A 23,976-nucleotide genomic window follows, 5' to 3' on the forward strand; every position below is an offset into this window, starting at 1 on the left:
GGTGATAGGGCGCGGCCATGCCTGCCTCCCCCGCGCCCACGCCCCCTCGTTCGAGCCGGCGGATCGATGCTCTCGACCTCGCCCGCGGCGCGGCGCTCGCGGCGATGGCGGCCTATCATGGGCTGTGGGATCTCGGATTCCTGCAGCTCACGCCGCAGAACTTCGCGCTGACCCCTGCGGGGCGGCTGGCGGCCCACGGCATCGCCGGGGCGTTCCTGCTGCTGGTGGGTGTCGGCCTCGTTCTCGCCAACGGCGACGGCGTGCGCTGGCGGCCCTTCGCCCTGCGGCTGGCGCGGATCGGCGGGGCGGCGCTCCTCATCACCCTGGCGACCTGGATCGCGTTTCCGCAGAGCTACATCTTCTTCGGCATCCTGCACTGCATCGCCGTCTCGAGCGTGCTCGGCTTGCCCTTCGTGTTCCTGCCGGTCCCGGTCACGGCGCTCGCGGCCGCCCTCGTGCTGGCGGCGCCGCACGTCGTGGGCCATCCCCTGCTCGACGCGCCGGAACTCTACTTCCTCGGCCTCGGTCGGGGGCTGCCGGACACCAACGATTGGGTGCCGCTGTTTCCCTGGTTCGGGATGGTGCTGGCCGGGATCGCGCTCGCCCGGATCGCGCGGCCGGCTTTGGCCGCGTCGTGGCTCGCCCGCTGGCGGACCCGGAACGCCGTGGCGCGCGGGGCAGCCTTTGCCGGGCGGCACAGCCTCGCCGTCTATCTCGTTCACCAGCCGGCTTTGCTCGCCCTGTTCACCGGCCTCGTCACGCTGACCGGGCCGCATCCCAAGGCCGGGCTCGCGAGCTTCCGCAAGGATTACGTGGGCAATTGCACCCGCACCGGCGGCGAGGCGCAGGCCTGCCGGATCGCCGCCCGCTGCACGGCCGATGCCCTGCGGCGCGACGGGCTCTGGGGCTCGGGCAAGCCCTATTCCGCGGAGGAGCGGGCCAAGGCGCAGGGTCTCTCGCAGCTTTGCTACGAGGCCGCGGAAGGCACCGCGGCCCCGCCGTGAGCGGATTTTTCGATCCGAAACCCCAAGCCTCTCCCTCATCCTGAGGTGCCGGCGCGAAGCGGAGGCCTCGAAGGGTGTTCCAGAAGCCGCGCGGGATCTGGAGCACCCTTCGAGGCCCGCTATCGCGGGCACCTCAGGATGAGGAGTGGATGGGGGAGCCGCCGACCGAGAGACAATCAGTCCTTGGCGCGCTCCACGTAGGAGCCGTCCGCCGTCATGATGACGACGCGGGTGCCGGTGCTGACATGCGGCGGCACCGAGGTCTTCACGCCGTTCGAGAGCAGCGCCGGCTTGTAGGACGAGGAGGCGGTCTGGCCCTTGGTGACCGGCTCGGTCTCGACGATCTCGAAGGTCATGCGCTGCGGCAGCTCGATGGTCAGCGGCACGCCGTTATGGGTCGAGAGGGTGACGGTCATGCCCTCCTGCAGGTAGGGGGCGGCGTCGCCGACCACGTCCGCGGGGACGGCGATCTGCTCGTAGCTCTCGGGGTTCATGAAGTGATACCCCTCGCCGTCCTGGTACAGGAAGGTGTGGTCGCGATCCTCGACGAAGGCGCGCTCGACCTGCTCGGTGGTGCGGTAGCGCTCGGAGATCTTCACGCCGTCGGTGATGCGGCGCATATCGAGCTGCGTCACCGGAGTGCCCTTGCCGGGGTGGATGTTCTCCGCCGTCAGGATGACGTAGAGCTTGCCGTCCTTATCGACGACGTTGCCCTTACGAAGGGTACTGGCGATCACTTTCACGAGCGTGGACCTTGGCTTGACGAGAACGGCGGCTCTTCACCGGCGTCTCGGCCGGATGAGCGGAATCATCCGCGAGGCCCTACCCTATCCGCGGCTCGGTTGCCAGCCGGAGGCTGTTTTCGCGTGAGTCACGAGTCTTCGCCCTGGTGGCATCCCGGCCTCCATGCGGATCGCCGGCCGCTGCTGCTCACCCGCAACCGCATCCTCGCGGGTTTTCGCGCGTGGTTTGCCGAGCGCGATTTCGTCGAGGTCGAAGCCGCCGCGCTGCAGGTCTCTCCCGGCAACGAGGCGCATCTCTCGGCGTTCGCCACGGAGGCGATTCTGCCCGATGGCGGCCGCGAGCCGCTCTACCTCCACACCTCGCCGGAATTCGCCTGCAAGAAGCTGCTGGCGGCGGGCGAGCCGCGCCTGTTCAGCCTCGCTCACGTTTTCCGCAATCGCGAGCGCGGCGCGCTGCACCATCCCGAATTCACGATGCTCGAATGGTACCGGGCGGGTGAGGGTTACGACGCGCTGATGCAGGACGGCGCCGCGCTACTCGCGCTCGCCGCCGAGACGGCGGGCGTGCGACGCCTGACCTTTCGTGGGCGCGAGGCCGATCCGTTCGCACCCTTCGAGCGGCTGACCCTGGCGGAGGCGTTCCAGCGCTATGCCGCCATCGATCTCCTCGCCACGGTCTCGCCCGATGGCGGCACCGACCGGGATACACTGGCCGACGCAGTGATGACCCGCGGCCTGCGGGTCGCCCCGGACGACACCTGGGCCGACCTGTTCAGCCGCGTCCTCGTCGGGCTGATCGAGCCGCATCTCGGCCAGGGGCGCCCGACCATCCTGTGCGAGTATCCGGTGAGCGAGGCAGCGCTCGCCCGGCCGAGCCCGCGCGACCCGCGCGTCGCCGAACGCTTCGAGCTCTATGCCTGCGGCGTCGAACTCGCCAACGCCTTCGGCGAACTCACCGATCCGGCCGAGCAGCGCCGCCGCTTCGAGGCGGAGATGGCGGAGAAGGCCCGCATCTACGGCGAGCGCTATCCCATCGACGAGGAGTTCCTGGACGCGCTGGCGATCATGCCCGAGGCGAGCGGCATCGCGCTCGGCTTCGACCGGCTGGTGATGCTCGCCACCGGCGCACCCCGCATCGACGACGTGATCTGGACACCGGTCCCCCGGAACCGGTCGCGGTGAGCCACGCCCTGAAGAGTGCCACGGCGCTGGCCCGCGCCGGGCTGGTGGACGCAGCTGCCCTCCCCACCCTTGAGCGGGTCGCGGCGCGCTACGCGGTCTCGGTGACCGCCGACATGGCCGAGCTGATCGACGCCAGCGATCCCGCCGACCCGATCGCCCGACAGTTCATCCCCCGCGCGGAAGAGATCGAGACGCGTCCGGAAGAGCGCGCCGACCCGATCGGCGACGACGCGCATGAGGCGGTGCCCGGCATCGTCCACCGCTATCCCGACCGGGTGCTGCTGAAGCCGCTGCACATCTGCCCGGTCTATTGCCGCTTCTGCTTCCGCCGCGAGCGCGTCGGGCCCGCCGGCCAGGGTTCGCTCAGCGAGGCGGAGTTGGCGGTGGCCTACCGCTACATCGCCGCGCATCCGGAGATCTGGGAGGTGGTGGTGACCGGGGGCGACCCCTTCGCCCTCTCGCCCCGGCGGCTCGCGGCGATCACCGAGGCGCTCGGCGCGATCCCGCATGTGCGGGTGCTGCGCTTCCATACCCGCGTACCGGTGGTCGAGCCCGCTCGCGTCGACGCGGCCCTGGTTGCCGCCCTCAAGGGGTTTTCCGGCGCGGTGTTCGTGGCGCTCCACGCCAACCATCCGCGCGAATTCACGCCGGCCGCGCGCGGGGCGATCGCCCGGCTGGTCGATGCCGGCATCCCGATGGTGAGCCAGAGCGTGCTCCTGCGCGGCGTCAACGACGATGCGGAAACGCTCGAAGCCCTGATGCGCGGCTTCGTCGAGAACCGGATCAAGCCCTACTACCTCCACCACGGCGACCTCGCGCCGGGCACCGGGCATCTGCGCACGGAGCTGCCGGAGGGGCAGGCGCTGATGCGAACCTTGCGCGGTCGCCTCTCCGGCCTCGCCCAGCCGCTCTACGTGCTCGACATTCCCGGCGGCCACGGCAAAGTGCCGGTCGGGCCGGGCTATCTTGACGCGGCGTACGAGTCCTGGCGGGTAACCGATCCGAGCGGGGCCGTTCACGCCTATCCCCCCGAGAGCGACGACGAGGACCGAGGATGACGCTGAAGCTGTGGGGGCGGGCCAGCTCCGGAAACGTGCAGAAGGCGCTCTGGGCGCTCGACGAACTCGGTCTGGCCTACGAACATATCGAGGCGGGCGGTGCGCACGGCATCGTCAATGATGCCCGCTACCGCGCGATGAATCCCAACGGCCTCGTGCCGACGCTGGAAGAGGATGGCTTCGTCCTCTGGGAGTCGAACGCGATCCTGCGCTACCTCGCCCATGCCCATGGCGGCCCGCTGGCCCTGCCGGAGGCGCCGCGCGCCCGCGCGCTCATCGACCAGTGGCTCGATTGGCAGGCCACCACCTTCACCCCGGCGATGCGCGACGCCTTTCTCCAACTCGTGCGCGTCGCCCCCGACAAGCGGGACGCGGGGGTGATCGAGGCCTCGCGGGCGGCTTCCGAGCGCTGTGCCGCCCTGCTCGATCAGCATCTCGCGGACACGGCCCACGTGGCGGGCGAGCACTTCTCCATCGCTGACATCGCCGTGGGGCTTGCCGCGAATCGCTGGTTCCAACTGCCGCTGGAGCGGGAGGAGCGCCCGAACATCCGCCGCTGGTTGGGCACACTCGCGCAACGGCCCGCCGCCTCGGCCGTTCTGTCGCTGCCGCTCACCTGATTTTTCCCCGGCGAAGCTCAGCCCGTGACGGATGCCGTGTCGAACCCCGGACGAAAGAAGACGATGTTCTTCCCGCTCTCGAAGCTGATCTTCTTCGTCCTCACGCCGTCGAACTTCCTGATCCTGCTCGGGCTCCTCGGTTGCCTCTTGCTCTTCACCGAGGCCGGCCGCGGGATCGGACGGGTGCTCACGGTCGCTAGCTTCGTCGGGCTCCTCGTCGCCGGGCTCTCGCCGCTCTCGGCCTGGACGCTGGCGCCGCTGGAGAACCGGTTTCCGAGCTTCACTGATGACGGCACGCCCGTCACCGGCATCGTCGTGCTCGGCGGGACGGTCGAGGCCGATACCTCGATCGGCCGTGACCAGATCACCGTCAACGAGGCGGGCGAGCGGGCCATCGCGCTGGCCGACCTCGCCCGGCGTTACCCGCAGGCGCGTCTCGTCTTCTCCGGCGGCGCCGGCAGCACGCGCGAGGACGCGGTCTCGGAGGCCGAGATCGTCAGCCGTTACGCCGACACGCTCGGCGTGCCGCGCAACCGCCTGATCCTGGAACAGCAATCGCGCAACACCCACGAGAACGCGGTGTTTACCGCGCGGATGGTGCAGCCGAAGCCGGGCGAGCGCTGGCTCCTTGTCACCTCCGCCTGGCACATGCCGCGCTCGATGGGCTGCTTCCGCAAGGCCGGGTTCGACGTCACCGCCTATCCGGTCGATTACCGCACCAACTGGCCGCGCGACGCCTACCGCCTCGCCAGCTTCGCCTCCACCGGTCTGGGGGAGCTCGATATCGGCGTGAAGGAGTGGATCGGGATGATCGCCTACCGGCTCACCGGCTACACCGACGCGGTGCTGCCGGCGCCGTGAACCGCCGTCACGCCCGCGGCAGGCTCAGGCGATAGATCCCGCGGAAATCGTCCGGATCCTCCACCGGCTTGCCCTTGCGCAGGATCTGCACCCGGCCCGCCTTCGTCAGCCGCACGGCGACGCGGCGGACCGGCTGCATCAGCGGGCTCCAGCCATCCGGATGCGGGCCGCCGAGCGCGCGGGCGATCTCGGAGGGGCAGCAGGTCTTGTCCGCCCCGCGCTCGCTCACGAGCCGCAGCATCGTCTCTTCGATTGCGGCTTCATCGGCCATTTGGGTCTTCCTCGGCGAGCAGAAAGGCGCGAATCCGCGAGGAGAACTGGCGCCGCCACATCACCCAGACCACGCTGGCGGTGGCGAGCATCATCACCGGCGCGCTCACGAACCAGCCGAGATAGGCCAGCGCGAACAGGAAAGCACGCTGGCCTTTGGCGAAATGCGAGCCCGCCGCCACGTTCATCGCGCCGGCCCGCTCGGCGGCGCGGAGCATCACCGCCTCGGAGGCGCCCGAGCCCTTGGGCGGGACCGCACCAATCAGGATCGCGCCGTAATTGAACAGCCGGTAGGCCCAGGCGAATTTGAAGAAGGCGTAGACGAACACCACGGCGAGCCCGGCGACCTTGATCTCCCAGGTCTGGCGGGTCGTCCCCGCGCCGAAGGGCAGCGCGGAGAACAGGTTGAGCACGTCGTCGCCCGAGCGCGAGAGCGTCAGCACCGAACCAAGTGCGATCAGCGAGGTCGAGGCGAAGAAGGCGGTGCCGTTCTGAAGCGAGGCGTTGATCGTTGTGTCCACCACGCGGTTGTCGCGGGTGATCATCTGGACGGCCCATTTGTGCCGCTGCCGATTCATGATCTGGCTGAGGCTCAGCCGGTCGCCCCGTCGCCGCTGCACGGCAAAGCTGTAGCTGGCCCAGGACGCCACGAAGAAGAGGAGCGCCGCGAAGTCGAGCGGGGAAAAGGCGTGAAGGTCCCACATGGTCAGGGCGTCGTCATCGCGGTGTCGTCTCGCCGGTCCGGGTGGGCGTGCTGCCCCGGCGGCTACAGGCCGGCGGCCCGGCGAGCAAGCCCTCGACCTGTCTAGGCGCGGATGTTGAAACCCGCGCCCGGAGCAGGCTCGGCCTCCTCGCTCACCGCGATGCCGTCGACGCGCGCCGCGAACGGACCGCGCCGGCAGGCGGCGAGCAGCGCATCGACGGCCTCGGCGGGGCCCGAGAACAAAGCCTCGACGGTGCGGTCGGGCAAGTTGCGGACCCAGCCCGCGACGCCGTGCCGGTCCGCCTGCTTCTTGGTCCAGGCGCGGTAGGACACGCCCTGCACGCGGCCGCGGATCACGATGCGGATGGTCTTGTCGTCGGTGCTCACGATGGAGGGGACTCCCGATTCCGTGCCGGAGCCGGGAGCCTCGCGCTTCCGGCTAGTGGGTGGCTATGGCGGCGAAGTCCGGCGCGGCCTCGGTGCGGCGCGCGGCTGCCGCCTGCGGATGGTCGGTGAGATACCACGCCGGCGAGATGAAGAGCACGTCGCCGCCGACGTTGCCGAAGCAGCACGGCGGAGAGCGGGCCGCCGAGGAGGTTCCAGCCGAAATCTGCGCAGTTCAAGTGCCAGGGGGCGCTTCGGCCGTGCGCGTCGCGCAGGTCAAGCCGGAGTGCGGCGCTGCCAACCGCGGATTTCCTGGAGGTAGGGCCCCGGCAGTTGGGCCGCCTGCCCCGCCGCGAGCACGGCTTCGAGATAGCCCGGCCGCGGCAGGCCACCGGCTCCGCTGCGGCCGAGATAGATCAGGGCGCGCTTCGTGCCGCCATCGGTGACGATCGGCTGATAGGCCTTCACGTAGAGGCCGCCGGCCACGCCCTCGTAGCGGTCGAGGGCCGGCACGTCGGAGAGCGCCAGTTCCCACAGCACGCCCCACACCGTGGCGCCCGGCGCGCGCATCACGGAAGCCCAGCCCTCCCGCATGATGATGAAGCGGTGCCGCGGCAGGCGACCGCGCCCGATCAGCTGCGAGGCCGGGCAGCGCTGGGCCATGGCGGCGGCGTCCATGTTGGCGCCGTAGGCGAAGTAGAGCGGCATGTCTTCGGGGCGGATGGAGTGGCGTGCCCGCGCTCCGGCGGATGCGGTCGAAGACCGAGGTGCTCCACCCCCGATCCTTGTCGTGCGTTTCCAGCCCGGACGTTCGGCGGAGGGGGAGCGGTCGTGCAGATCGCGAAATCGTCGCGCTGCCCGACCGCTTGGCTCACGCCGGCAGGCGCGTCCTGCGATCAGGCGAATTCCAGGATCACGGCATCGACCGCGAGGCTGTCGCCTTCCTTGGCGGCGATCTTGGAGATGGTGCCGTCGCGTTCGGCGCGCAGCACGTTCTCCATCTTCATCGCCTCGACGATAGCCAGTGGCTCGCCGTTCTTCACCTCCTGGCCCTCGCTGACCATGATCTGCTTGACCAGGCCGGGCATCGGGCAAAGGAGCTGCTTGCCGGAGCCGGCATTCTCCTTGACCGGCATCAGGTCGGCGAGTTCGGCCTCGCGGCGGGTGAAGACCCGCGCTTCCGCCGCCGCGCCCGCATGCTGCAGGAACACGCCGTTGAGGAGCGGACGCACCTGGATCGCGACCGACTGATCGCCGACCGTGCCGCTCCAGACCGGCGCACCGGGGCGCCACGCGCTGCGCACGGGGGCTGTCGTGCCGTCGTCAAAGGTGACGAGGAGGTCGTCGCCGTCAGGATCGACGGTGACGTTGAAGCGCTGGCCGGAGAGCACCACCACGCGCTCGCGCTGGAAGGTCAGCAGGCTCGGGTCGCGCATCTGGCCGGAGATGCCGCGCTTGCGGATGTTGAGCTTGTGGTCGATCGCCGCCGCCACCGCCGCGAGCCGATGGGCCACCGGCCCCTCGGGCTCGGGCGCGATGAAGCCTTCCGGGAACTCTTCCTTGATGAAGCCCGTCGAGAGCCGGCCGTCGCGCCAGCGGGGATGGGCCATCAGGGTGGCGAGGAAGGGGATGTTGTGGCGGATGCCCTCGATTGCGAAGGCGTCGAGCGCGGTCGCCTGCGCGTCGATGGCCTCCAACCGGGTCGGCGCCCAGGTTACGAGCTTGGCGATCATCGGATCGTAGTGGATCGCGATCTCGCCGCCTTCCTCCACGCCGGTATCGTTGCGTACGATCGCCCCGCCGAGCGGACCTTCCTCCGGCGGCTGGTAGGTGGTTAGCCGGCCGATCGAGGGCAGGAAGTTGCGGGTCGGATCCTCGGCATAGACGCGGCTCTCGACCGCCCAACCGTCGAGCTTCACCTGATCCTGCGTCAGCGGCAGCTTCTCGCCGGCGGCCACCCGGATCATCAGCTCGACGAGGTCGAGCCCGGTGATCATCTCGGTGACCGGGTGCTCCACCTGCAGGCGGGTGTTCATTTCGAGGAAGTAGAACGACTTGTCCTGGCCGGCGACGAACTCGACGGTGCCGGCGGAGTCGTAATTCACGGCCTTGGCCAGCGCGACCGCCTGCTCGCCCATCTTGCGGCGTGTCTCTTCGTCGAGAAGCGGCGACGGCGCCTCCTCGATGACCTTCTGGTTCCGGCGCTGGATCGAGCACTCGCGCTCGCCGAGATAGATCACGTTGCCGTGCTTGTCGCCGATCACCTGGATCTCGATGTGGCGTGGGTCGGTGATGAACTTTTCCACGAAGACGCGGTCGTCGCCGAAGGAGGACGAGGCCTCGGACTTGGCGCGGGCGAAGCCCTCGGCGACCTCGCCGGCCGATTCGGCGATGCGCATACCCTTGCCGCCGCCGCCCGCCGACGCCTTGATCATCACCGGATAGCCGATCTCATTGGCGATCGTCACGGCGTGCTCGGGGCTCTCGATCACGCCGAGGAAGCCGGGCACCGTCGAGACCTCGGCCGCAGCCGCGGCCTTCTTCGATTCGATCTTGTCGCCCATGGCGGCGATGGCACCCGGATTGGGGCCGATGAAGACGATGCCCGCTTCCGCCAGCGCCTTGGGGAAGGACTCGCGTTCGGAGAGGAAGCCGTAGCCCGGATGGACCGCCTGGGCGCCGGTCTGCTTGCAGGCGTCGATGATCTTTTCGATCAGAAGGTAGGACTGCGCGGCGGGTGCCGGGCCGATATGCACCGCCTCGTCGGCCATCGCGACGTGGACCGCATCACGGTCGGCGTCCGAATAGACCGCCACCGTCTTGATGCCCATTTTCTGGGCCGTCTTGATGATACGGCAGGCGATTTCGCCCCGGTTGGCAATCAGGATCTTATCGAACATCGCAGCCGCTTCTTGAGGGTGACTGTCCCGGCCTGCCCCTCCCGAAGGCAAGCCCGAACGCATCCCGATAAAGCACTTATGCGAGAGACGGAAGCTGTGCTGCACTCCCCAAAAGGCCAGCTTCGGTGAAATCCGATTGAAGGGCCGTCAATTCGAATTTCGATGGGGCTCGGATGCTAGCCGTGGGGCCGATGCCGTTGGCGCATCTGGGCTCAAAACTGAATTCATCATGCAGCGCAGGGCATGCGACCGGTGCTGCACGCGGAGGCCTTGGCGGTTGCGCTCTTCGTCGTCGCGCTCTTGGCCTTGAGGGCGAAGGCGATCAGCGTCTCGTCGCTGGTCTCGGCCTCGCGCACGATCTCCATGGCGATGCGGCTGCCCAGCGCAGTCGGGCCCTTGCGGCCGGCGATGGAGGCGGAGAGCCAGGCGGACATCTCGCGGGTGATGATGCCGGTGGGGCGCTCGCCGTAGACGGCGAAGTTCACGACTTCCACCGTGACGAAGGTGGAGAAGCCCTCGTGGGTGTCGGCGACGGCGCGGTCGAGCGCCAGCAGCAGGTCGGCCTCTTCGCGGCCCATGATGCCGTCGGGGAGGATGTCGCGGGCGAGTTCGCGAACGTCGTCCTGGTTCAGGCTGCCGGCGTCGACGATGCGGGTGCAGAACAGTTCAAGCGCAGTGTTGGTCATGGTCTGGTGCCTTTCGAGCTGGTTGTCGCCGGTGTTCGTCCGTGTCTGTGCTGACATTACGGACCGACAACGCTCGAAGAGGTTAATGGCCAAATCTGAACCCGTGTTCAGGTAAACGGCTGCTCACGATTAAGCCTTTCGAAAAGCTTGCTGGACCGAAGTAAGACTCTCTTCAGCGAACCACGACCTTCGTCCCGACCGGCACGCGCTCGTAGAGGTCCATCACGTCCTCGTTGAGCATGCGGATGCAGCCCGAGGAGACCGCCTGCCCGATCGTCTCCGGCTCGTTGGTGCCGTGGATGCGGTAGAGCGTGTCCTTGCGATTCTGCGCGAGATAGAGCGCGCGGGCGCCGATCGGGCTGAACGGGCCGCCCTCCAGGCGCGACGGCAGATCGGGGTGGCGGCCGATCATGTCCGGGGCGGGGTTCCAGTCCGGCCATTCGAGTTTGCGGTCGATCTCGGCCCGGCCGGTCCATGCGAGACCCGCCCGCCCCACCGAGACGGGGTAGCGCATCGCCTTGCCGTCGGGCTGCACGAGGTAGAGCCACCGCTCGGCCGTTTCGACGACGAGGGTGCCCACAGGCTCCCGGGTCGCGAAATCGACGGTGGTGCGGGTCAGCGCCGGATCGAGGGGCGCTTTCGGCGCGAGCTTCATCCAGGCGGCATCCCGCTCCGGCCCCGGCGGAAGCGGTGGAACGGCGGGCAGTTCGGCGACGATGGGGACGGGTTGTGCGACCTGTGCCGTCTGTGACTGGCAGGCCGCCAGGGGCATGAGGCCCACGAGAAGCGCGAGGGCGGGCGAAGGGCGCATGACGGGTGGCCGGTCGTTCGAAGAAAGCCACCGCAGGTTGAAGGCGCGTTTGTGGCCAAGCTTGGACCGCGATACGGCCGGTTGTGGACGAGATCGATCCGAGTCCCTGTCCCGGTTTGCGTTGTTGCGCGCGGGCGCCAAGATCGACAAGTTCGAGAAAACAAGAGCGGTGGCAGGTCCGGCGCAAGATCGGGCGCACCGCATCGGCAACAACACGCTCGCCCCGCTTTCGCAGGGCGGCACGTGACGAGGCGGGACGCCCAAAAGGCATCACCGTCTTGGGCACCGGGAGAAACGGCCCTGAGCACCCTCTACGTCACCCATCCGAGCGCGGTCGAACACGTGGTCCCGACCGGCCATCCAGAGCGACCGGCCCGCATGCAGGCGGTCGAGCGCGCCCTCGAGGACGAGCGCTTCGCCGCCCTGGTACGCTGCCACGCCCCGAGGGCGGAGGCTGCGGTCGCCGAACTCGTCCATCCGGCGTCCTACGTCGAGACCATCGTCGCGGCCTCGCCCGACGAGGGCTTCTTTCAGATCGATGGCGACACGCTGATGTCGCCGGGCTCGCTCAACACCTGCCTGCACGCCATCGGCGGGTCGAACCACGCCGTCGATGCGGTGATGAAGGGCGAGTGCGCCAACGCCTTCGTCGCCATGCGCCCGCCCGGCCACCACGCCGAGCGCGACCGCGCCATGGGCTTCTGCCTGTTCAACCACGCGGCGATCGCCGTGCGCCACGCCCAGAAGGCGTTCGGCGCCACCCGCGTCGCCCTGGTGGATTTCGACGTCCACCACGGCAACGGCTCGCAGGACATCTTCTGGGCCGACAAGACGGTGATGTACGCCTCGACCCACCAGATGCCGCTGTTTCCGGGCTCCGGCGCCACGGGTGAGCGGGGCGACCACGACACCATCGTCAACGCGCCGCTCAAGGCGTTCGACGGCAGCGAGTTGTTTCGCGAAGCCTTCGAGGCGCGCATCCTGCCGCGGCTCGATGCCTTCGCACCCGACCTGATCGTGATCTCGGCGGGGTTCGACGCGCACAAGCTCGATCCACTGGCCAACATCCAGCTCGACGAGGCGGATTTCGGCTGGGCGACGCGGCGGCTGATGGAGGTCGCCGACCGCCATGCCGGCGGTCGCGTCGTGTCGATCCTCGAGGGCGGCTACAGCCTCGACGGCCTCGCCCGCTCGGTTGCCGCGCACATGGATGCGTTGATGGGGCGGTGACGGGCACCGCCCCGGCCGGATAGCCTACCCCGTGCACCGGGATCAGGGTGATGAGCACGGCGTTGGCGGACAGAAAGTTCCGGCGACGCGGCTCAGCGCCGGCCCTCAGCCCTCCAGCGGCTCGTCGCTGACCAGCTCGATGCCGAAGCCCGACAGGCCGACATAGGAGCGCGCCGACGAGGACAGGTTGCGGATCGAGACGACGCCGAGATCGCGCAGGATCTGCGCGCCTAAGCCCACTTCGCGCCACTGGCGCACGCGCTGCGCCTCGGCGCCCTCTTCCTCCGCGTAGCGGTTGAGCGGCACGCCCGCGGTGCCGTCGCGCAGATAGACGAGGATGCCGCGGCCCTCCTTGGCGAAGCGGCGCATCACGCTCTCGATCTGCCCCCCGCCCTCGATCACGTCGGCGACGACGTTGGAGCGGTGCAGGCGCACCGGCATGTTGCGGCCGTCGCCGATGGCGCCGTGGACGAAGGCGAATTGCTGGATCGGCTCGAACGGCGTGACATAGGCGTAGCCGGTCATCGCCCCGAACTCGGTCTTTACCGGGAAGGTGCCGACCCGCTCGACCAGCCGGTCGCGGGCCTGGCGGTAGGCGATGAGATCGGCCACCGAGACCCGCTTGAGGCTGTGCTGCTCGGAAAAGGCGTCGATCTGCGGCCCCTTCATCACGGTGCCGTCGTCGTTGGCGAGTTCGCAGATCACGCCGACCGGCGGCAGACCCGCGAGCTTGCACAGATCGACCGCGGCTTCCGTATGCCCGGAGCGCATCAGCACGCCGCCGTCGCGGGCGATGAGCGGGAAGACGTGGCCCGGCCGCACGAAGTCGCCCGCGCCCATATTGCCGTTGGCGAGCGCGCGCACCGTGTTGCAGCGCTGCTCGGCCGAGATGCCGGTGGTGAGACCGTGGCGGACATCCACCGTGACGGTGAAGGCGGTGCCGAGCGGCGCGTCGTTCGAGGCCACCATCGGGTCGAGATGGAGACGGCGTGCCTCGTCCAGGGTGATCGGCGCGCAGACGATGCCGCAGGTGTTGCGGATGATGAACGCCATTTTCTCCGGCGTGCAGAGCGAGGCGGCGACGACGAGGTCGCCCTCGTTCTCACGATCGTCGTCGTCGGTGACGACGACGATCTCGCCGCGGGCGAAGGCTTCGATGGCCTCGGTGACGCTGCAATGGGGCACGGGCTTCGTCTCGTTCAGCGGTTCGAAAAGAGTCGTTACACCAATCGACGATCCCCCATCCACCGCCTCACCCTGAGGCCGCTTCGCGGCACCTCAGGGTGAGGGGATCGATGGGAGATCGTGCGTTCTCACGGGCGCTCGCCGTTCTGCCCGCGATGGCGAAGAGTGTGGTCGGCCAGCACGCAGGCCATCATCGCCTCGGCGACGGGGACGGCGCGGATGCCGACGCAGGGGTCGTGGCGGCCCTTGGTGATGAGATCGATCTCAGCCCCGTCGCGGTTCACGCTCTGGCGCGGCGTCAGAATCGAGGAGGTCGGCTTCACGGCAAAGCGCACCACCACCGGCTCGCCCGACGAGATGCCGCCCAGGATGCCGCCGGCATGGTTGGCGAGGAAGCGCGGGCGGCCATCATTGCCGACGCGCATCTCGTCGGCATTCTCCTCGCCGCGGAGGGCTGCGGCCGCGAAGCCATCGCCGATCTCGACGCCCTTGACCGCGTTGATCGACATCATCGCCGCCGCCAGATCCGCGTCGAGCTTGCCGTAGATCGGTGCCCCGAGCCCGGGCGGCACGCCTTCGGCCACCACCTCGATCACCGCGCCGACCGAGGAGCCGTCCTTTCGGATTGCGTCGAGATAGGTCTCGTAGAGCGCCGCCGCCTTCGCGTCAGGGCAGAAGAACGGATTTTGGCCGACCTGCTCCCAGTCCCAGTTCGCGCGGTCGATGGCGTGCGGCCCCATCTGCACCAGGGCAGCGCGGATGGTGATGCCGGGGATGACCTTGCGCGCCACCGCGCCGGCCGCGACCCGCGCGGCGGTCTCGCGGGCGGAGGAGCGTCCGCCGCCGCGATAGTCGCGGATGCCGTACTTGGCGTCGTAGGTGAAGTCGGCGTGGCCGGGGCGGTAGCTGTCGCGGATCTCGGAATAGTCTTTTGAGCGCTGATCGGTGTTCTCGATCATCAGCGCGATCGGCGTGCCGGTGGTGAGCTGCCGCCCGCCGGTGCGGTCGTCGCTGAACACGCCGGACAGGATCTTCACCTGATCGGGCTCGCGCCGCTGCGTGGTGAAGCGCGACTGGCCGGGCTTGCGCCGGTCGAGCTCCGCCTGGATGTCCTCGGCTTCCAGCGCGAGGCCGGGCGGGCACCCGTCCACCACGCAGCCGAGCGCCACCCCGTGGCTCTCGCCGAAGGTGGTGACGCGGAACAGGTGGCCGAAGGTGTTGTGCGACATGGCGCGCGTGCCTTAGCGCGGGTTGCGGGGCGGCACAAATTTCGGCCGATTGCCGAGCCACCGAGAAGCCACCTGCGTATCGCGGTGTTGCTGGTTCGTAGCCTATGGACTACATTTCGATATGCCGGACATCATCCGCACCCGAACGTTCGCGGATTGGCTCAAGGGGCTTCGGGACGATCGCGCAAAGGCACGGATCGCGTTGCGGATCGATCGTCTCGCACTCGGCCATGAGGGTGATTCGAAAGCTGTCGGCGGTGGTGTCAGCGAATTGCGGATCGACTACGGACCGGGCTACCGGATCTACTTCACGTATCGTGGCAAGACCCTGGTCGTCCTTCTGTGCGGCGGGGACAAGGCGAGCCAGAAGCGCGACATTTCCCGAGCGAAGACCTTGGCGACGATGCTGGACGGAACGGAATGATGACGGAAACCAGCCCCTACGACTCGGCCGAATTCCTGGAAAGCGATGAGGCGGTTGCCGAGTATCTGGCTGCGGCCATCGAAGAAGGAGACGCTGCGCTGTTTCGCCGGGCGCTCGGTGTCGCGGCCCGCGCGCGTGGCATGACCCAGATCGCTCGCGAGACAGGTTTATCGCGGGAAAGCCTCTATCGGGCGTTGTCGGACGACGGCAACCCGAGCCTCGACACGGCTCTGCGCGTCCTCAATGCCTTGAACGTCCGCCTGACGGCATCGGTCACCTCTCCTCACTGATCGGCTCGGCATTGCGCCGAGACGTTGCCGTCGAGCCCCGCCCCGTGCCTTCAGTGCCCGATAGGCGGCGAGGCCGGTGGCGAGGTCGGCGCGCAGGCGCCGCTCATCGCCGAGGTCAGCGAGATCGTAGGTCAGGCCGAGGATGTGGGCGGCCTCGTAGCCCTCGGGCAATTCACCCGCGCTGCCGAGGGTGATCGCCGAGGCCGGCAGGACATCTGAAAAATCGGAGAGCCGTTCCCGCAGCCGCGCCCCGCAGGCGCGCAGGTGATCGCCCGAGCGCGGCCCGTGCTCGCGGATCGCTGCCACGGTTCCTTGCGCCAGCGAGAGATGCACCGCCTCCCGGTGCGCGGGGAATAGGTAGACGAGGTAGTAGCCACGGGTGGCGCTCGTCGTAACGGCGGGGTCGAACACCGCAAGCCACGGCACCGCGGCCCAATGGCTGCCGCGGCCGGGGCTACCCTTGACGAGGAACGGCCCGTCGAGAGGCGCGAGGACCCGGCGCAGCTCGTCCGGCGCGCCTTTTCGGATCACGTGCGCGAGCGGATGTCCGGCCGGCGGGTCGGTACGCGCGAGCGGGTATTCCTCGACGATGCGGCGCAAGGCGTGGCCAAGGCTCACGAGAAGAACTCAGGGCTCGGAGACGATCCCACCCGTGACCGGCGCAGCGACGCCCGTGGTCGTCGGGTAGGTTAGCGGCAGGCCTTCCAACGAGCGCAGCGCGAGGTAGGCGAAGGCCTGGGCCTCCAGAAAATCCGACGACCAGCCGATCGCGTCGGCGTTCAGGACTTCCGCCGCGAGGAGCCGTTCCAGCATCACCATCAGCGTGCGGTTCCTCGCGCCCCCGCCCCCGACGATCCAGCGGGTCGGGCGCTCGCTGGCGAAGGCGAGACTGCGGGCGACGGCGTGGGCGGTGAAGGCGGTGAGCGTCGCCGCGCCGTCCTCGACCGTGAGATAGCCGGCGAGCCGATGCGAGAACCAGTTGCGGTCCAGCGATTTTGGCGGCGCGCGCAGGATCAGCGGATGGCCGAGCAGGTTTTCGAGCAGGTCTTCATCCACCGTGCCGCGGGCGGCGGTGGCGCCGTCCTCGTCGAAATCCTGGCCCGTGCGCTCCTTCATCCAGTCGTTGATCGGCCCGTTGCCCGGCCCGGTATCGAAGGCGAGCATGTTGCCGCCGGAATCGATCAGGGTGGCGTTGGCGAGGCCGCCGATATTGAGGATGCCGAGCGGGCCGGTGAAGCCCGCGGCCTCGGCCAGCGCCTTGTGGAACACCGGCACCAGCGGCGCGCCCTGGCCGCCCTGCGCCACGTCGTTGGCGCGCATGTCGGACACGACGCGGATGCCGAGACGCTTGGCCAAAGTCGCGCCGTCGCCGATCTGGACCGTGAGGCCGAGCTTCGGCCGGTGAATCACGGTCTGACCGTGGAAGCCGACGACGTCGATATCCGCGGGCCGAAGGTCGTTCTGCGCCAGGAACGCTTCGATCGCCTCGGCATGGGCGCGGGTGACGAAATCTTCCGCCTCCGCAAGGCGTCCCGGCCGGTCGGTGCGTGCCCGCAGCCCTTCCGCGTCACGGGTCGCCTCCCGCAGCAGCACCTTCTCGGCCTCCGCGTAGCCGCGATAGCCCGTCGGCCCGAGCGGCGCGACGAGACCGTTGGCGGATTTGACGAGGCGGATGCGCGCACCATCGCTCTCGATCAGCGCCACGTCGATCCCGTCGAGAGACGTGCCGCTCATCAAGCCGATCGCGCGCTTCATCGCCATGGCCGCCCCTGTTCCCCAAAATCCGGGCTCGTGCCTTTCGCGGCCTGCCCTGCTAAGAGCGCGCGCGAGCGCTTCCCCTCGCGGGATAGCATTGCGGCCGCGCCCCTGTCGCGCCGCCAAACCATCCGAGACCGATCACCATGACCGCCGAGAGCTTCGCGCCGAAATCCGACTTCATCCGGGTGCTGCAGGAGCGCGGCTACATCCATCAGGCCTCGGACCTTGCCGGCATCGACGCCCTGGCGGCGGAAGGGGGGCTGACGACCTATACCGGCTACGACTGCACGGCGGCCTCGCTCCATGTCGGCCACCTGCTCTCGATCATGATGCTGCACTGGCTGCAGAAGACCGGTGGCAAGCCGGTCGTGCTGATGGGCGGGGGCACCACCCGCGTCGGCGATCCTTCGGGGCGCGACGAGACGCGCAAGATCCTGACGCTGGAGCAGATCGAGGCCAACAAGGAAGGCATCAAGCAGACCTTTTCGCGCTTCCTCTCCTTCGGTGAGAGCGGAAACGGCGCGGTCATGGTCGACAATGCCGAGTGGCTGACGAAGCTCAACTACATCGAGATGCTGCGCGACATCGGCCGGCACTTCTCGGTCAACCGCATGATGTCGATGGACAGCGTGCGGATGCGCCTGGAGCGCGACCAGGAGCTGTCGTTCCTCGAATTCAACTACATGATCCTGCAGTCCTACGACTTCGTGGAGCTGAACCGCCGCTTCGGCACCCGCCTGCAGATGGGCGGGTCCGACCAATGGGGCAACATCGTCAACGGCATCGATCTCGGCCGCCGCATGGGCACGCCGCAGCTCTACGCCCTGACCTGCCCGCTCCTGACCACGTCGTCGGGCGCCAAGATGGGCAAGACCGCGGCCGGTGCCGTCTGGCTCGATGCCGGGATGCTCAGCCCTTACGATTACTGGCAGTTCTGGCGGAACACGGAGGATGCCGATGTCGGCCGCTTCCTCAAGCTGTTCACGCTGCTGCCGCTCCCCGAGATCGAGCGCCTCGCCGCGCTCCAGGGCGCCGAGATCAACGAGGCCAAGACGGTCCTCGCCACGGAAGCGACGGCGCTGATGCATGGCCCGGACGCCGCCGCCGCCGCCGCCGAAACCGCCCGGAAAACCTTCGTCGAAGGCACGCTGGCGCAGTCGCTGCCGACGATTCCCGTGCCGCCCGCGGTGCTTGAGGCGGGCCTCGGCGTTCTCACCGCCTTCGGGCCGGACTACGCCAAGCTCGTCCCTTCGACCAGCGAGGCGCGCCGCCAGATCAAGGGCGGCGGCCTGCGGATCAACGACGTGCAGGTGAGCGACGAGAAGGCGGTGCTGCGAACTGAAGACCTGACGGCGGAGGGCGTGGTCAAGCTCTCGTTCGGGCGCAAGAAGCACGTGCTGCTGCGGCCGGAATAGCTGATTCGCCCAGCTAGGGGCCCGTACCACGGGCCCCTGATCGCTTCCGCGTCCCGCGCCTCAGGCGGCCTGAAGCCCGCGCACACGGGCGAAGCCGACCATCTTGCGTGCCTCTTCGTCCCAGAGCGCCAGCTTCAGGCAGCGCAGGCTGTCGCGCAGGGTCAGGCGGCCCACCCGACCGAGAACCTCGTGGCCGTCGAGGCATTCCTGCAGCCGGTAATTCGGGATGCGGCTGTTGAGGTGGTGGACGTGGTGCAGGCCGACATTGCCGGTGAACCACTGAAGAACCCGCGGCAGCGCGTAGTAGGAACTGCCGCCGAGCGCCACGCGATGGAAGTCCCAGGCGTCGGCCTCTTCCCAGACGGTCTCCTCGTACTGGTGCTGGACATAGAACAGCCAGCCGCCGACCCAGGCGGCGACGGCGATCACCGGCAGGAACACCCAGAGCACCGGCCCGATGCCGCCGACGGCCAGCGCCAGTACCGCAAAGGCCGCAAGGAGCACGGCGTCGAGCGCCAGCACATCGCGCCATGCCGTCCGCCACGGGAGCCCGACGCCGGTGGGCAGGCGCTGCAAGATGAGAAAGTTGATCGGAGAGCCAAGCACGATCAGGATGAGCGGATTGCGGTAGAGGCGGTAGCGCAGCCGGCCCCAGCGCGGCAGCGCGAGGTATTCGCGCACGGTCAAGGTGTGGACGTCGCCCGTGCCGCGGCGGCTGAGATCGCCGGTCGTGGCATGATGCAGGGCATGCGCGCGCTTCCAGCTGTCGTAGGGCGTCACCGTCAGCAGGCTGAGGGCGCGGCCGAGCCAATCATTGCCCCGGCGTGACGGCAGGAACGAGCCGTGCCCACAATCGTGCTGGATGATGAAGAGCCTCACCAGGAGGCCGCCCGCGGGCACCGCCAGCGGCAGGGCGAGAAGGGCGTAGCCGTTCGCCGCCGCGACGAGCATTACCGCGCAGAGGATCAGGTAGGGCAGCAGCGTATCGGCCACCTGCCGAAAAGCCATCCGGGGTATCGGTTCGCGGAACGCGGCGCAGTGTCGGGCCACCTCCCGCGCGAGCTTCGCGTCCTCGGTTCGGGCGTCCTCGTCCGCGAGCGGGCCTTGCGCGGTCGGGTTCAATGGTGCGGCGATCACAGCGACCGGCAATCCTGTTCGTCGAGCGCCTTGCGAGGCGGGATAGGCGTGAAAAGGAGCCGATCGCGTGATGCGACCGGGCCGCTGCGGTCGGTCCCGCTTCCACGGTCCGAACGGGTCTTGATTGAGGTTCCGGCCAAGCCGGTCCGAGGGTGCGACCCGCTCGGCCCTGCGCCGTGATCTCACGGGGATTGGGACGGAAGGATGACTTTCCCCGCCCTTCGAAGGACGCTGCGATGAGCGCCGGACGTGGATGGAGGACTTGGACGCGGGAGCCGTCACCGGTCAGGCCGTTCGAACCGGTTGGCCTCAAGGCCGTATGCGAAAGGCCGATCCTTGAAAAGGCGCGACTTGAAGCACCGTCCCACCGCCGATCCGCCCCGCGCGGATTTTCGATACGGGCTCTTCGTGGGCTCTGTCGCGTGCGTCATCCGGCTCAACGCTCTCACTGAGGGTGCGACGCCGCCGAGCGCTGTTGTGCCGCAGCGGGCCCGATCAAAGCCGGCTCTCGGCGCAGTTCGGATATCGTCCGCTCGATCATCCGCTCCCAAGCCCGGCCGGCCTCTCCCTACGGTCAGGACGGCGGAGTTTCCGAACCCTACCGCTCGGGCCCGCCCGGCCCGGCGCCGTTGGCGAACGTGTCGCCGCTTCCGGCGCCGAACAGTTTTCGCAGGAAGCCGGGGGCGACCGCCGAGAGCGGGTTCACGTTGACGGTCGGTTTGGCGATCGGTCCCGAGACGTTGAAGTTCACCGCGAACAGGCCTTCGTTGCTGCCGCCCGCCAGCAGCGGCCCGAACAATGGCACCTGCGCCACCACGTTGTTGAGCCCGTAGAGCGGCACGAAGGTGCCGTCGATCTGCGTGCGCTCCTTGGCCGTGTCGAGCCAGCCGGTTGCGGTGAAGCCCATCGCCGCGTTCGAGATCGCCGCGTCGGAAAAGCTCACCCGCGGGCCGCTGCGGGTGAAGTTCGCGCGCATCTTGTCGAAGCCGACATCGTTGGCGTTCGGGGCGGCGCGCCGTCCGTCCGAGGGCGGCGGGGCCTGGGCGACGATGCTCGACAGGGCCGGCTCGTTGCGCAGGGCAAAGTCCTTGATCTGGACCACGCCGGCCTGCGGGCCGTCGTTGAGGTAGACGTTGAGCGCGAGCCGCCCGCCATACATCCGCTTGTAGATGTCGAGGAAGCGCAGCGTCGCGCCGGAATCGGCGGAATCAAGGGTGAGCAGCGGTGCGCCGCGCTCGCTTCGGACAACGGCGCTGAGCGGGGAACCGCCGAAACGGCCCTTGAACTGGGCGGCGCGCAGATCACCGCCCTTGAAGCTCGCCTTCAGCGTCGCGTTGGTGAGCGACTCGCCATTGAAGCCGGAGACGATGTTGGCGGCGACATCCGCCTCGATGTCCTTGCCAGGCTCTTTGCCGCCCTTGTCGTCGCCGCTCGTCATGCCCTTGAGGAAGGGCCGCGCATCGACGACGGCGCCCTTCACTGCGACCTTGTAGGTCGAGCCGGCCCGGTCGAGGCTGACGCGCATGTCGTCGCCCGGCGAGAGCTTGAGCGCGGTCAGGTCCGCCCGTTCGAGATTGCCTTCGGCCGAGATCGTGGCGCTGCCGCGGGCGAGCGCGGGGGCGGCGTCGAGGGTGATGTCGCGCAGCTCTATGCCGCCGCCCGCCGCCTCCACCAGGGTGAAGCCGAGGCGCCCGGCCTTACCCGCGGGCTTGCTCCAGCCGGGCATCAGACCGTTGATCGAGGCGCGGGTCAGGTCCGCTTCGACCCGGGCCGGCGGCTTGCCGGCGGAGGCGGGGCGCCCCACCGGCAACACGACGCGGGCCGGGATGACGCCGCCGAGCTGTGGCGCGGTCGGCAGGCCGCGCTTGGCCCGGAAGGCGTCGTCGAGGTTCAGGCTCACCACCGCCTCGCCGGGGGCGCCGGGCTTGGGCTGCTTCAGGTCGATGGCCACGGCGGCGCCGAGCAGCCGCCCATCGCCCTTGAGAGCGAAGCCGCTGCGGTCGAAGGAGAGGGTGAAGCGGCCCGCCTCGAAGCGGTCCTTGCCGACCGCCCTGTCCATGCTGAACTCGGTGATCGAGCCGGTGAGCGTCACCGGCATCTCGGCGAGATCGGGCACGTGCTTGAGGTTGATCGGCACGTCGATGCGCAGATCCGCCTTGCCCTTCAGCGTGGCCGGATCGATGTCGGCGCCCGTGATTCCCTTGAACATCGGGGTTTCGAGGAGCGCGGCCAGCGAATCGACGGAGCCGGACAGCCGCAGGCCGAGCTGGGCGATGATCTTGTCCGGCTGCGGATCGCGGATCAGGAAGGACGCGTCCGAGATCGTCAGGGCCCGCGTGTCGGAGAGGCGGATCTCGGCGGTGGCGTTCTGGATCGTCGTGGTGCGGCCGGTGATCGTGCCGGTGACCCGGCCGTGGCTCAGGGGCGGCGCGTCCTGAGAGATGGTCAGGCCGGCATCCGAGACCGCGAAGGTCACGTTGAGCGCGGCATCCGGCATCGGGTCGCCACGGGTCGCCGCAGCGAGTTCCGGTCCGCTCATGTCGATCTGGATGTCGGCTTGATCGAGGCGTCCGCCGCGCAGCTCGTCCACGAGGTAGTTGCGCACGCCCGGCGCGATGTTCTCGGGCCAGAGCCGCATGGCCTTGCGGCCGTCGGTGTTGCTGGCGACGATGTGCAGGGTGATGCCCTCGTCGTCGGCCCGCGTGCCGACCGTCCCGCTTAGGCGGCGCGTGCAGGCCGTCGCCCGCCAGCGCGATCGACTCGATGTTCACGCCCCCCGCCCGGCCGGTGATCCGCCCGCTGATCTCGCCGATGCGGAAGGACGGGTCGCTGCGGGCGGCGCCGCGCAGCAGCGCATCCTTGCCGGCGAAATCGAGCGTCCAGGCGTCCACGGCATCAGGCGGACCGATGGCGAAGGCGCCGGTCAGGTGGGCGTCGTTGCCGCCGCCCTTGTAGTCGATGGCGGAGATGGCGAGCGCGCGCCGCGCCTCGTCCCAGCTCGCCTCGGCGCGCAGCTCGTCGATGACGACCGGGTTGAAGTCCTTCTCGTCGATGAGGAGCGTGCCGCCGCCGGTCTTCACCTCGGCCTTCATCGTCTCGATGCGGCCGCCCGACAGCGCCACGTCGGCTCGGGCCGAGAGCTTGAGGTCGGTCTCCACCGGCATCTTCGAATGGCCGGACAGCAGCAGCAGATCGGTGATGGGCAGGTCGTCCAGGGTGATGACGCCCGCGCGCCGCCCCTCCCCCGCCTCGTGGACGCGCCCGCCGAAGCGCCACTCGCCGTGGGGCCCGTCGATGCGCAGCTCGAACACCCGCGAATCGTCGCTGGTGCCGCGGCGGAACAGGCCGTTCACCCGTTCGAAGGTGGCTTGGTGCCGGGCGTCGTCGACGAGGGTCAGGCGTCCGTTGGTGATCCGCGCCCGGTCGAGGGCGCCGATGACACCGGCCGGATCGAGCACCACGCCGAAGATCGAGGCGACCGCCGCCGAGACCGGCGAGACGGTGCCGCGGGCGGCGTCCACGCTCGGCAGGGTATGGGGCTTGGCCGCCTCCCCTGCTCCATCCCCCTGCGTCGGTGACGAGGCGGCGAAGGCGATGGACCCGTCGTCGTGGACGAGGGCGGTCATCTCGATGTCGCGGAATTCGATGGAGCGCGGCTGGACCGAGAGGCGCAGCAGGCTCCACGTATCGAGGCTGACCACCGCGAGCGGGGCGCGCACCACCAGCGCGCCCTCTGGGTTGAAGATGTCGAGCCCGCCGACCCGGAGTGCCAGCGAGGATTCGCTGTCGAGTTCGAGCGCAGAGTCGCGCAGCGCTACGCGCCAGCCCGGCCCGAAGCGGCCCGCCACCGCCTCGGCGACCTGATGCGTCAGTCCGTCGATGCGCAGCGGCCCCTGGGACAGCCGCAGGGCGACGAGCCCGCCGCCGAGACCGAGCAGGAAGACGACGAGCAGCGCGCACCAGAGCACCGGCCGCCGCCGACGGCGACGCGCTTTGCGCGGCGCAGCTGCAGGCGCCTCGACCGCCTGCTGGAGCAGGGTCCTGGCCGTTTCCTGATCCATCACTCGTTCGCTGCTACACCCGTAG

22 protein-coding genes and 2 pseudogenes are annotated in these 23,976 nt (G+C 69.1%); 10 read left to right on the plus strand and 14 right to left on the minus strand.

Going from position 1 to position 23,976, the window contains the following annotated elements:
• The first annotated feature begins 17 nt into the window (after positions 1-17).
• Positions 18-1,004, plus strand: coding sequence for a heparan-alpha-glucosaminide N-acetyltransferase (locus tag M2437_RS18350; RefSeq protein ID WP_253388296.1), 987 nt, complete (start codon positions 18-20; stop codon positions 1,002-1,004).
• 176 nt (positions 1,005-1,180) lie between these two features.
• Here the strand turns inward: M2437_RS18350 and efp are convergent, their stop codons facing one another.
• On the minus strand, positions 1,181-1,747 hold the full coding sequence (gene efp / locus M2437_RS18355) for an elongation factor P (RefSeq protein WP_003599274.1): 567 nt from the start codon (positions 1,745-1,747) through the stop codon (positions 1,181-1,183).
• 123 nt (positions 1,748-1,870) lie between these two features.
• On the opposite strand from efp, the gene epmA reads away from it, so the two are divergent.
• The 4 genes from epmA to M2437_RS18375 all read left to right on the plus strand — a co-directional run bounded on the left by epmA (position 1,871) and on the right by M2437_RS18375 (position 5,468).
• Complete coding sequence (gene epmA, locus M2437_RS18360; RefSeq protein WP_253388297.1) at positions 1,871-2,929, plus strand: EF-P lysine aminoacylase EpmA; 1,059 nt, start codon at positions 1,871-1,873, stop codon at positions 2,927-2,929.
• Complete coding sequence (locus M2437_RS18365; protein WP_253388298.1) at positions 2,926-3,987, plus strand: lysine-2,3-aminomutase-like protein; 1,062 nt, start codon at positions 2,926-2,928, stop codon at positions 3,985-3,987. The genes epmA and M2437_RS18365 overlap by 4 nt, the downstream gene beginning before the upstream one ends.
• Positions 3,984-4,607 carry a glutathione S-transferase family protein gene (locus M2437_RS18370; protein WP_015951400.1) on the plus strand — a complete coding sequence of 208 codons (624 nt, stop codon included), beginning with the start codon at positions 3,984-3,986 and terminating at the stop codon, positions 4,605-4,607. The genes M2437_RS18365 and M2437_RS18370 overlap by 4 nt, the downstream gene beginning before the upstream one ends.
• A 63-nt stretch (positions 4,608-4,670) precedes the next feature.
• Positions 4,671-5,468 (plus strand): YdcF family protein, encoded by a 798-nt coding sequence (locus M2437_RS18375; RefSeq protein WP_253389645.1) that lies wholly within the window; start codon positions 4,671-4,673, stop codon positions 5,466-5,468.
• A 7-nt stretch (positions 5,469-5,475) separates the two neighbouring features.
• Here M2437_RS18375 and M2437_RS18380 read toward each other — a convergent pair whose 3' ends face one another.
• The 7 genes from M2437_RS18380 to M2437_RS18410 all read right to left on the minus strand — a co-directional run bounded on the left by M2437_RS18380 (position 5,476) and on the right by M2437_RS18410 (position 11,222).
• Positions 5,476-5,739 carry a DUF3253 domain-containing protein gene (locus M2437_RS18380; RefSeq protein WP_003599281.1) on the minus strand — a complete coding sequence of 88 codons (264 nt, stop codon included), beginning with the start codon at positions 5,737-5,739 and terminating at the stop codon, positions 5,476-5,478.
• Entirely contained in the window at positions 5,729-6,442 is a 714-nt protein-coding gene (locus M2437_RS18385) for a DUF599 domain-containing protein (protein ID WP_253388299.1), read from the minus strand. The genes M2437_RS18380 and M2437_RS18385 overlap by 11 nt, the downstream gene beginning before the upstream one ends.
• 101 nt (positions 6,443-6,543) lie before the next feature.
• On the minus strand, positions 6,544-6,828 hold the full coding sequence (locus M2437_RS18390; protein WP_253388300.1) for an acylphosphatase: 285 nt from the start codon (positions 6,826-6,828) through the stop codon (positions 6,544-6,546).
• Positions 6,829-7,101: 273 nt separating this feature from the next.
• Positions 7,102-7,533 carry a gamma-glutamylcyclotransferase family protein gene (locus tag M2437_RS18395; RefSeq protein ID WP_056456234.1) on the minus strand — a complete coding sequence of 144 codons (432 nt, stop codon included), beginning with the start codon at positions 7,531-7,533 and terminating at the stop codon, positions 7,102-7,104.
• A gap of 188 nt (positions 7,534-7,721) precedes the next feature.
• Positions 7,722-9,725: an acetyl-CoA carboxylase biotin carboxylase subunit gene (locus tag M2437_RS18400; protein WP_253388301.1), complete on the minus strand. Its 2,004-nt coding sequence runs from the start codon at positions 9,723-9,725 to the stop codon at positions 7,722-7,724.
• 227 nt (positions 9,726-9,952) lie between these two features.
• Positions 9,953-10,411: a hypothetical protein gene (locus M2437_RS18405; RefSeq protein ID WP_056456390.1), complete on the minus strand. Its 459-nt coding sequence runs from the start codon at positions 10,409-10,411 to the stop codon at positions 9,953-9,955.
• 172 nt (positions 10,412-10,583) lie between these two features.
• Positions 10,584-11,222 carry a L,D-transpeptidase gene (locus M2437_RS18410; protein ID WP_253388302.1) on the minus strand — a complete coding sequence of 213 codons (639 nt, stop codon included), beginning with the start codon at positions 11,220-11,222 and terminating at the stop codon, positions 10,584-10,586.
• On the opposite strand from M2437_RS18410, the gene M2437_RS18415 reads away from it, so the two are divergent.
• Together M2437_RS18415 and M2437_RS18420 are read left to right on the plus strand one after the other, a co-directional pair.
• Positions 11,221-11,469 (plus strand): hypothetical protein, encoded by a 249-nt coding sequence (locus tag M2437_RS18415; RefSeq protein WP_253388303.1) that lies wholly within the window; start codon positions 11,221-11,223, stop codon positions 11,467-11,469. The two genes, M2437_RS18410 and M2437_RS18415, sit on opposite strands and share 2 nt — an antisense overlap.
• 53 nt (positions 11,470-11,522) lie before the next feature.
• Complete coding sequence (locus tag M2437_RS18420) at positions 11,523-12,452, plus strand: histone deacetylase family protein (protein WP_277570416.1); 930 nt, start codon at positions 11,523-11,525, stop codon at positions 12,450-12,452.
• 105 nt (positions 12,453-12,557) lie between these two features.
• Here the strand turns inward: M2437_RS18420 and ribB are convergent, their stop codons facing one another.
• Together ribB and aroC are read right to left on the minus strand one after the other, a co-directional pair.
• Positions 12,558-13,637 (minus strand): 3,4-dihydroxy-2-butanone-4-phosphate synthase, encoded by a 1,080-nt coding sequence (gene ribB / locus M2437_RS18425; RefSeq protein WP_182567991.1) that lies wholly within the window; start codon positions 13,635-13,637, stop codon positions 12,558-12,560.
• 128 nt (positions 13,638-13,765) lie between these two features.
• Positions 13,766-14,866, minus strand: a complete 1,101-nt coding sequence (aroC, locus tag M2437_RS18430) for a chorismate synthase (RefSeq protein ID WP_253388305.1) — start codon at positions 14,864-14,866, stop codon at positions 13,766-13,768.
• 121 nt (positions 14,867-14,987) lie between these two features.
• Between aroC and M2437_RS18435 the strand changes: the two genes are divergently transcribed.
• Positions 14,988-15,290 carry a type II toxin-antitoxin system RelE/ParE family toxin gene (locus M2437_RS18435; RefSeq protein ID WP_003599302.1) on the plus strand — a complete coding sequence of 101 codons (303 nt, stop codon included), beginning with the start codon at positions 14,988-14,990 and terminating at the stop codon, positions 15,288-15,290.
• Positions 15,287-15,580: an addiction module antidote protein gene (locus M2437_RS18440; protein WP_253388306.1), complete on the plus strand. Its 294-nt coding sequence runs from the start codon at positions 15,287-15,289 to the stop codon at positions 15,578-15,580. The genes M2437_RS18435 and M2437_RS18440 overlap by 4 nt, the downstream gene beginning before the upstream one ends.
• Before the next feature lie 36 nt (positions 15,581-15,616).
• On the opposite strand, the pseudogene M2437_RS18445 reads toward M2437_RS18440, so the two are convergent.
• Together M2437_RS18445 and M2437_RS18450 are read right to left on the minus strand one after the other, a co-directional pair.
• A pseudogene (locus tag M2437_RS18445) lies at positions 15,617-16,198 on the minus strand (DUF3578 domain-containing protein); the annotation flags it as partial.
• 9 nt (positions 16,199-16,207) lie between these two features.
• On the minus strand, positions 16,208-17,341 hold the full coding sequence (locus tag M2437_RS18450) for an anhydro-N-acetylmuramic acid kinase (protein ID WP_253388308.1): 1,134 nt from the start codon (positions 17,339-17,341) through the stop codon (positions 16,208-16,210).
• Between the two features lie 140 nt (positions 17,342-17,481).
• Here M2437_RS18450 and tyrS point away from each other — a divergent pair, with 140 nt between their 5' ends.
• Positions 17,482-18,753 (plus strand): tyrosine--tRNA ligase, encoded by a 1,272-nt coding sequence (gene tyrS / locus M2437_RS18455; protein WP_253388309.1) that lies wholly within the window; start codon positions 17,482-17,484, stop codon positions 18,751-18,753.
• Positions 18,754-18,813: 60 nt separating this feature from the next.
• Here the strand turns inward: tyrS and M2437_RS18460 are convergent, their stop codons facing one another.
• Positions 18,814-19,890 (minus strand): fatty acid desaturase, encoded by a 1,077-nt coding sequence (locus M2437_RS18460; protein ID WP_056456250.1) that lies wholly within the window; start codon positions 19,888-19,890, stop codon positions 18,814-18,816.
• A 598-nt stretch (positions 19,891-20,488) separates the two neighbouring features.
• Positions 20,489-23,951 (minus strand): annotated as a pseudogene (locus M2437_RS18465) (hypothetical protein).
• Positions 23,952-23,976: the final 25 nt, after the last annotated feature.

This window comes from Methylorubrum pseudosasae, from assembly GCF_029504475.1.
GTDB lineage: Bacteria > Pseudomonadota > Alphaproteobacteria > Rhizobiales > Beijerinckiaceae > Methylobacterium > Methylobacterium extorquens.

Bases quoted from the DNA above. Each gene is read 5' to 3' on its own strand.
- M2437_RS18350 (WP_253388296.1), top strand. From the start codon at position 18: ATGCCTGCCTCCCCCGCGCCCACGCCCCCTCGTTCGAGCCGGCGGATC.
- M2437_RS18370 (WP_015951400.1), top strand. From the start codon at position 3,984: ATGACGCTGAAGCTGTGGGGGCGGGCCAGCTCCGGAAACGTGCAGAAG.
- M2437_RS18375 (WP_253389645.1), top strand. From the start codon at position 4,671: ATGTTCTTCCCGCTCTCGAAGCTGATCTTCTTCGTCCTCACGCCGTCG.
- M2437_RS18380 (WP_003599281.1), bottom strand. From the start codon at position 5,739: ATGGCCGATGAAGCCGCAATCGAAGAGACGATGCTGCGGCTCGTGAGC.
- M2437_RS18385 (WP_253388299.1), bottom strand. From the start codon at position 6,442: ATGTGGGACCTTCACGCCTTTTCCCCGCTCGACTTCGCGGCGCTCCTC.
- M2437_RS18395 (WP_056456234.1), bottom strand. From the start codon at position 7,533: ATGCCGCTCTACTTCGCCTACGGCGCCAACATGGACGCCGCCGCCATG.
- M2437_RS18400 (WP_253388301.1), bottom strand. From the start codon at position 9,725: ATGTTCGATAAGATCCTGATTGCCAACCGGGGCGAAATCGCCTGCCGT.
- M2437_RS18405 (WP_056456390.1), bottom strand. From the start codon at position 10,411: ATGACCAACACTGCGCTTGAACTGTTCTGCACCCGCATCGTCGACGCC.
- M2437_RS18415 (WP_253388303.1), top strand. From the start codon at position 11,221: ATGACGGGTGGCCGGTCGTTCGAAGAAAGCCACCGCAGGTTGAAGGCG.
- M2437_RS18410 (WP_253388302.1), bottom strand. From the start codon at position 11,222: ATGCGCCCTTCGCCCGCCCTCGCGCTTCTCGTGGGCCTCATGCCCCTG.
- aroC (WP_253388305.1), bottom strand. From the start codon at position 14,866: ATGTCGCACAACACCTTCGGCCACCTGTTCCGCGTCACCACCTTCGGC.
- M2437_RS18435 (WP_003599302.1), top strand. From the start codon at position 14,988: ATGCCGGACATCATCCGCACCCGAACGTTCGCGGATTGGCTCAAGGGG.
- M2437_RS18440 (WP_253388306.1), top strand. From the start codon at position 15,287: ATGATGACGGAAACCAGCCCCTACGACTCGGCCGAATTCCTGGAAAGC.
- M2437_RS18450 (WP_253388308.1), bottom strand. From the start codon at position 17,341: ATGGCGATGAAGCGCGCGATCGGCTTGATGAGCGGCACGTCTCTCGAC.
- tyrS (WP_253388309.1), top strand. From the start codon at position 17,482: ATGACCGCCGAGAGCTTCGCGCCGAAATCCGACTTCATCCGGGTGCTG.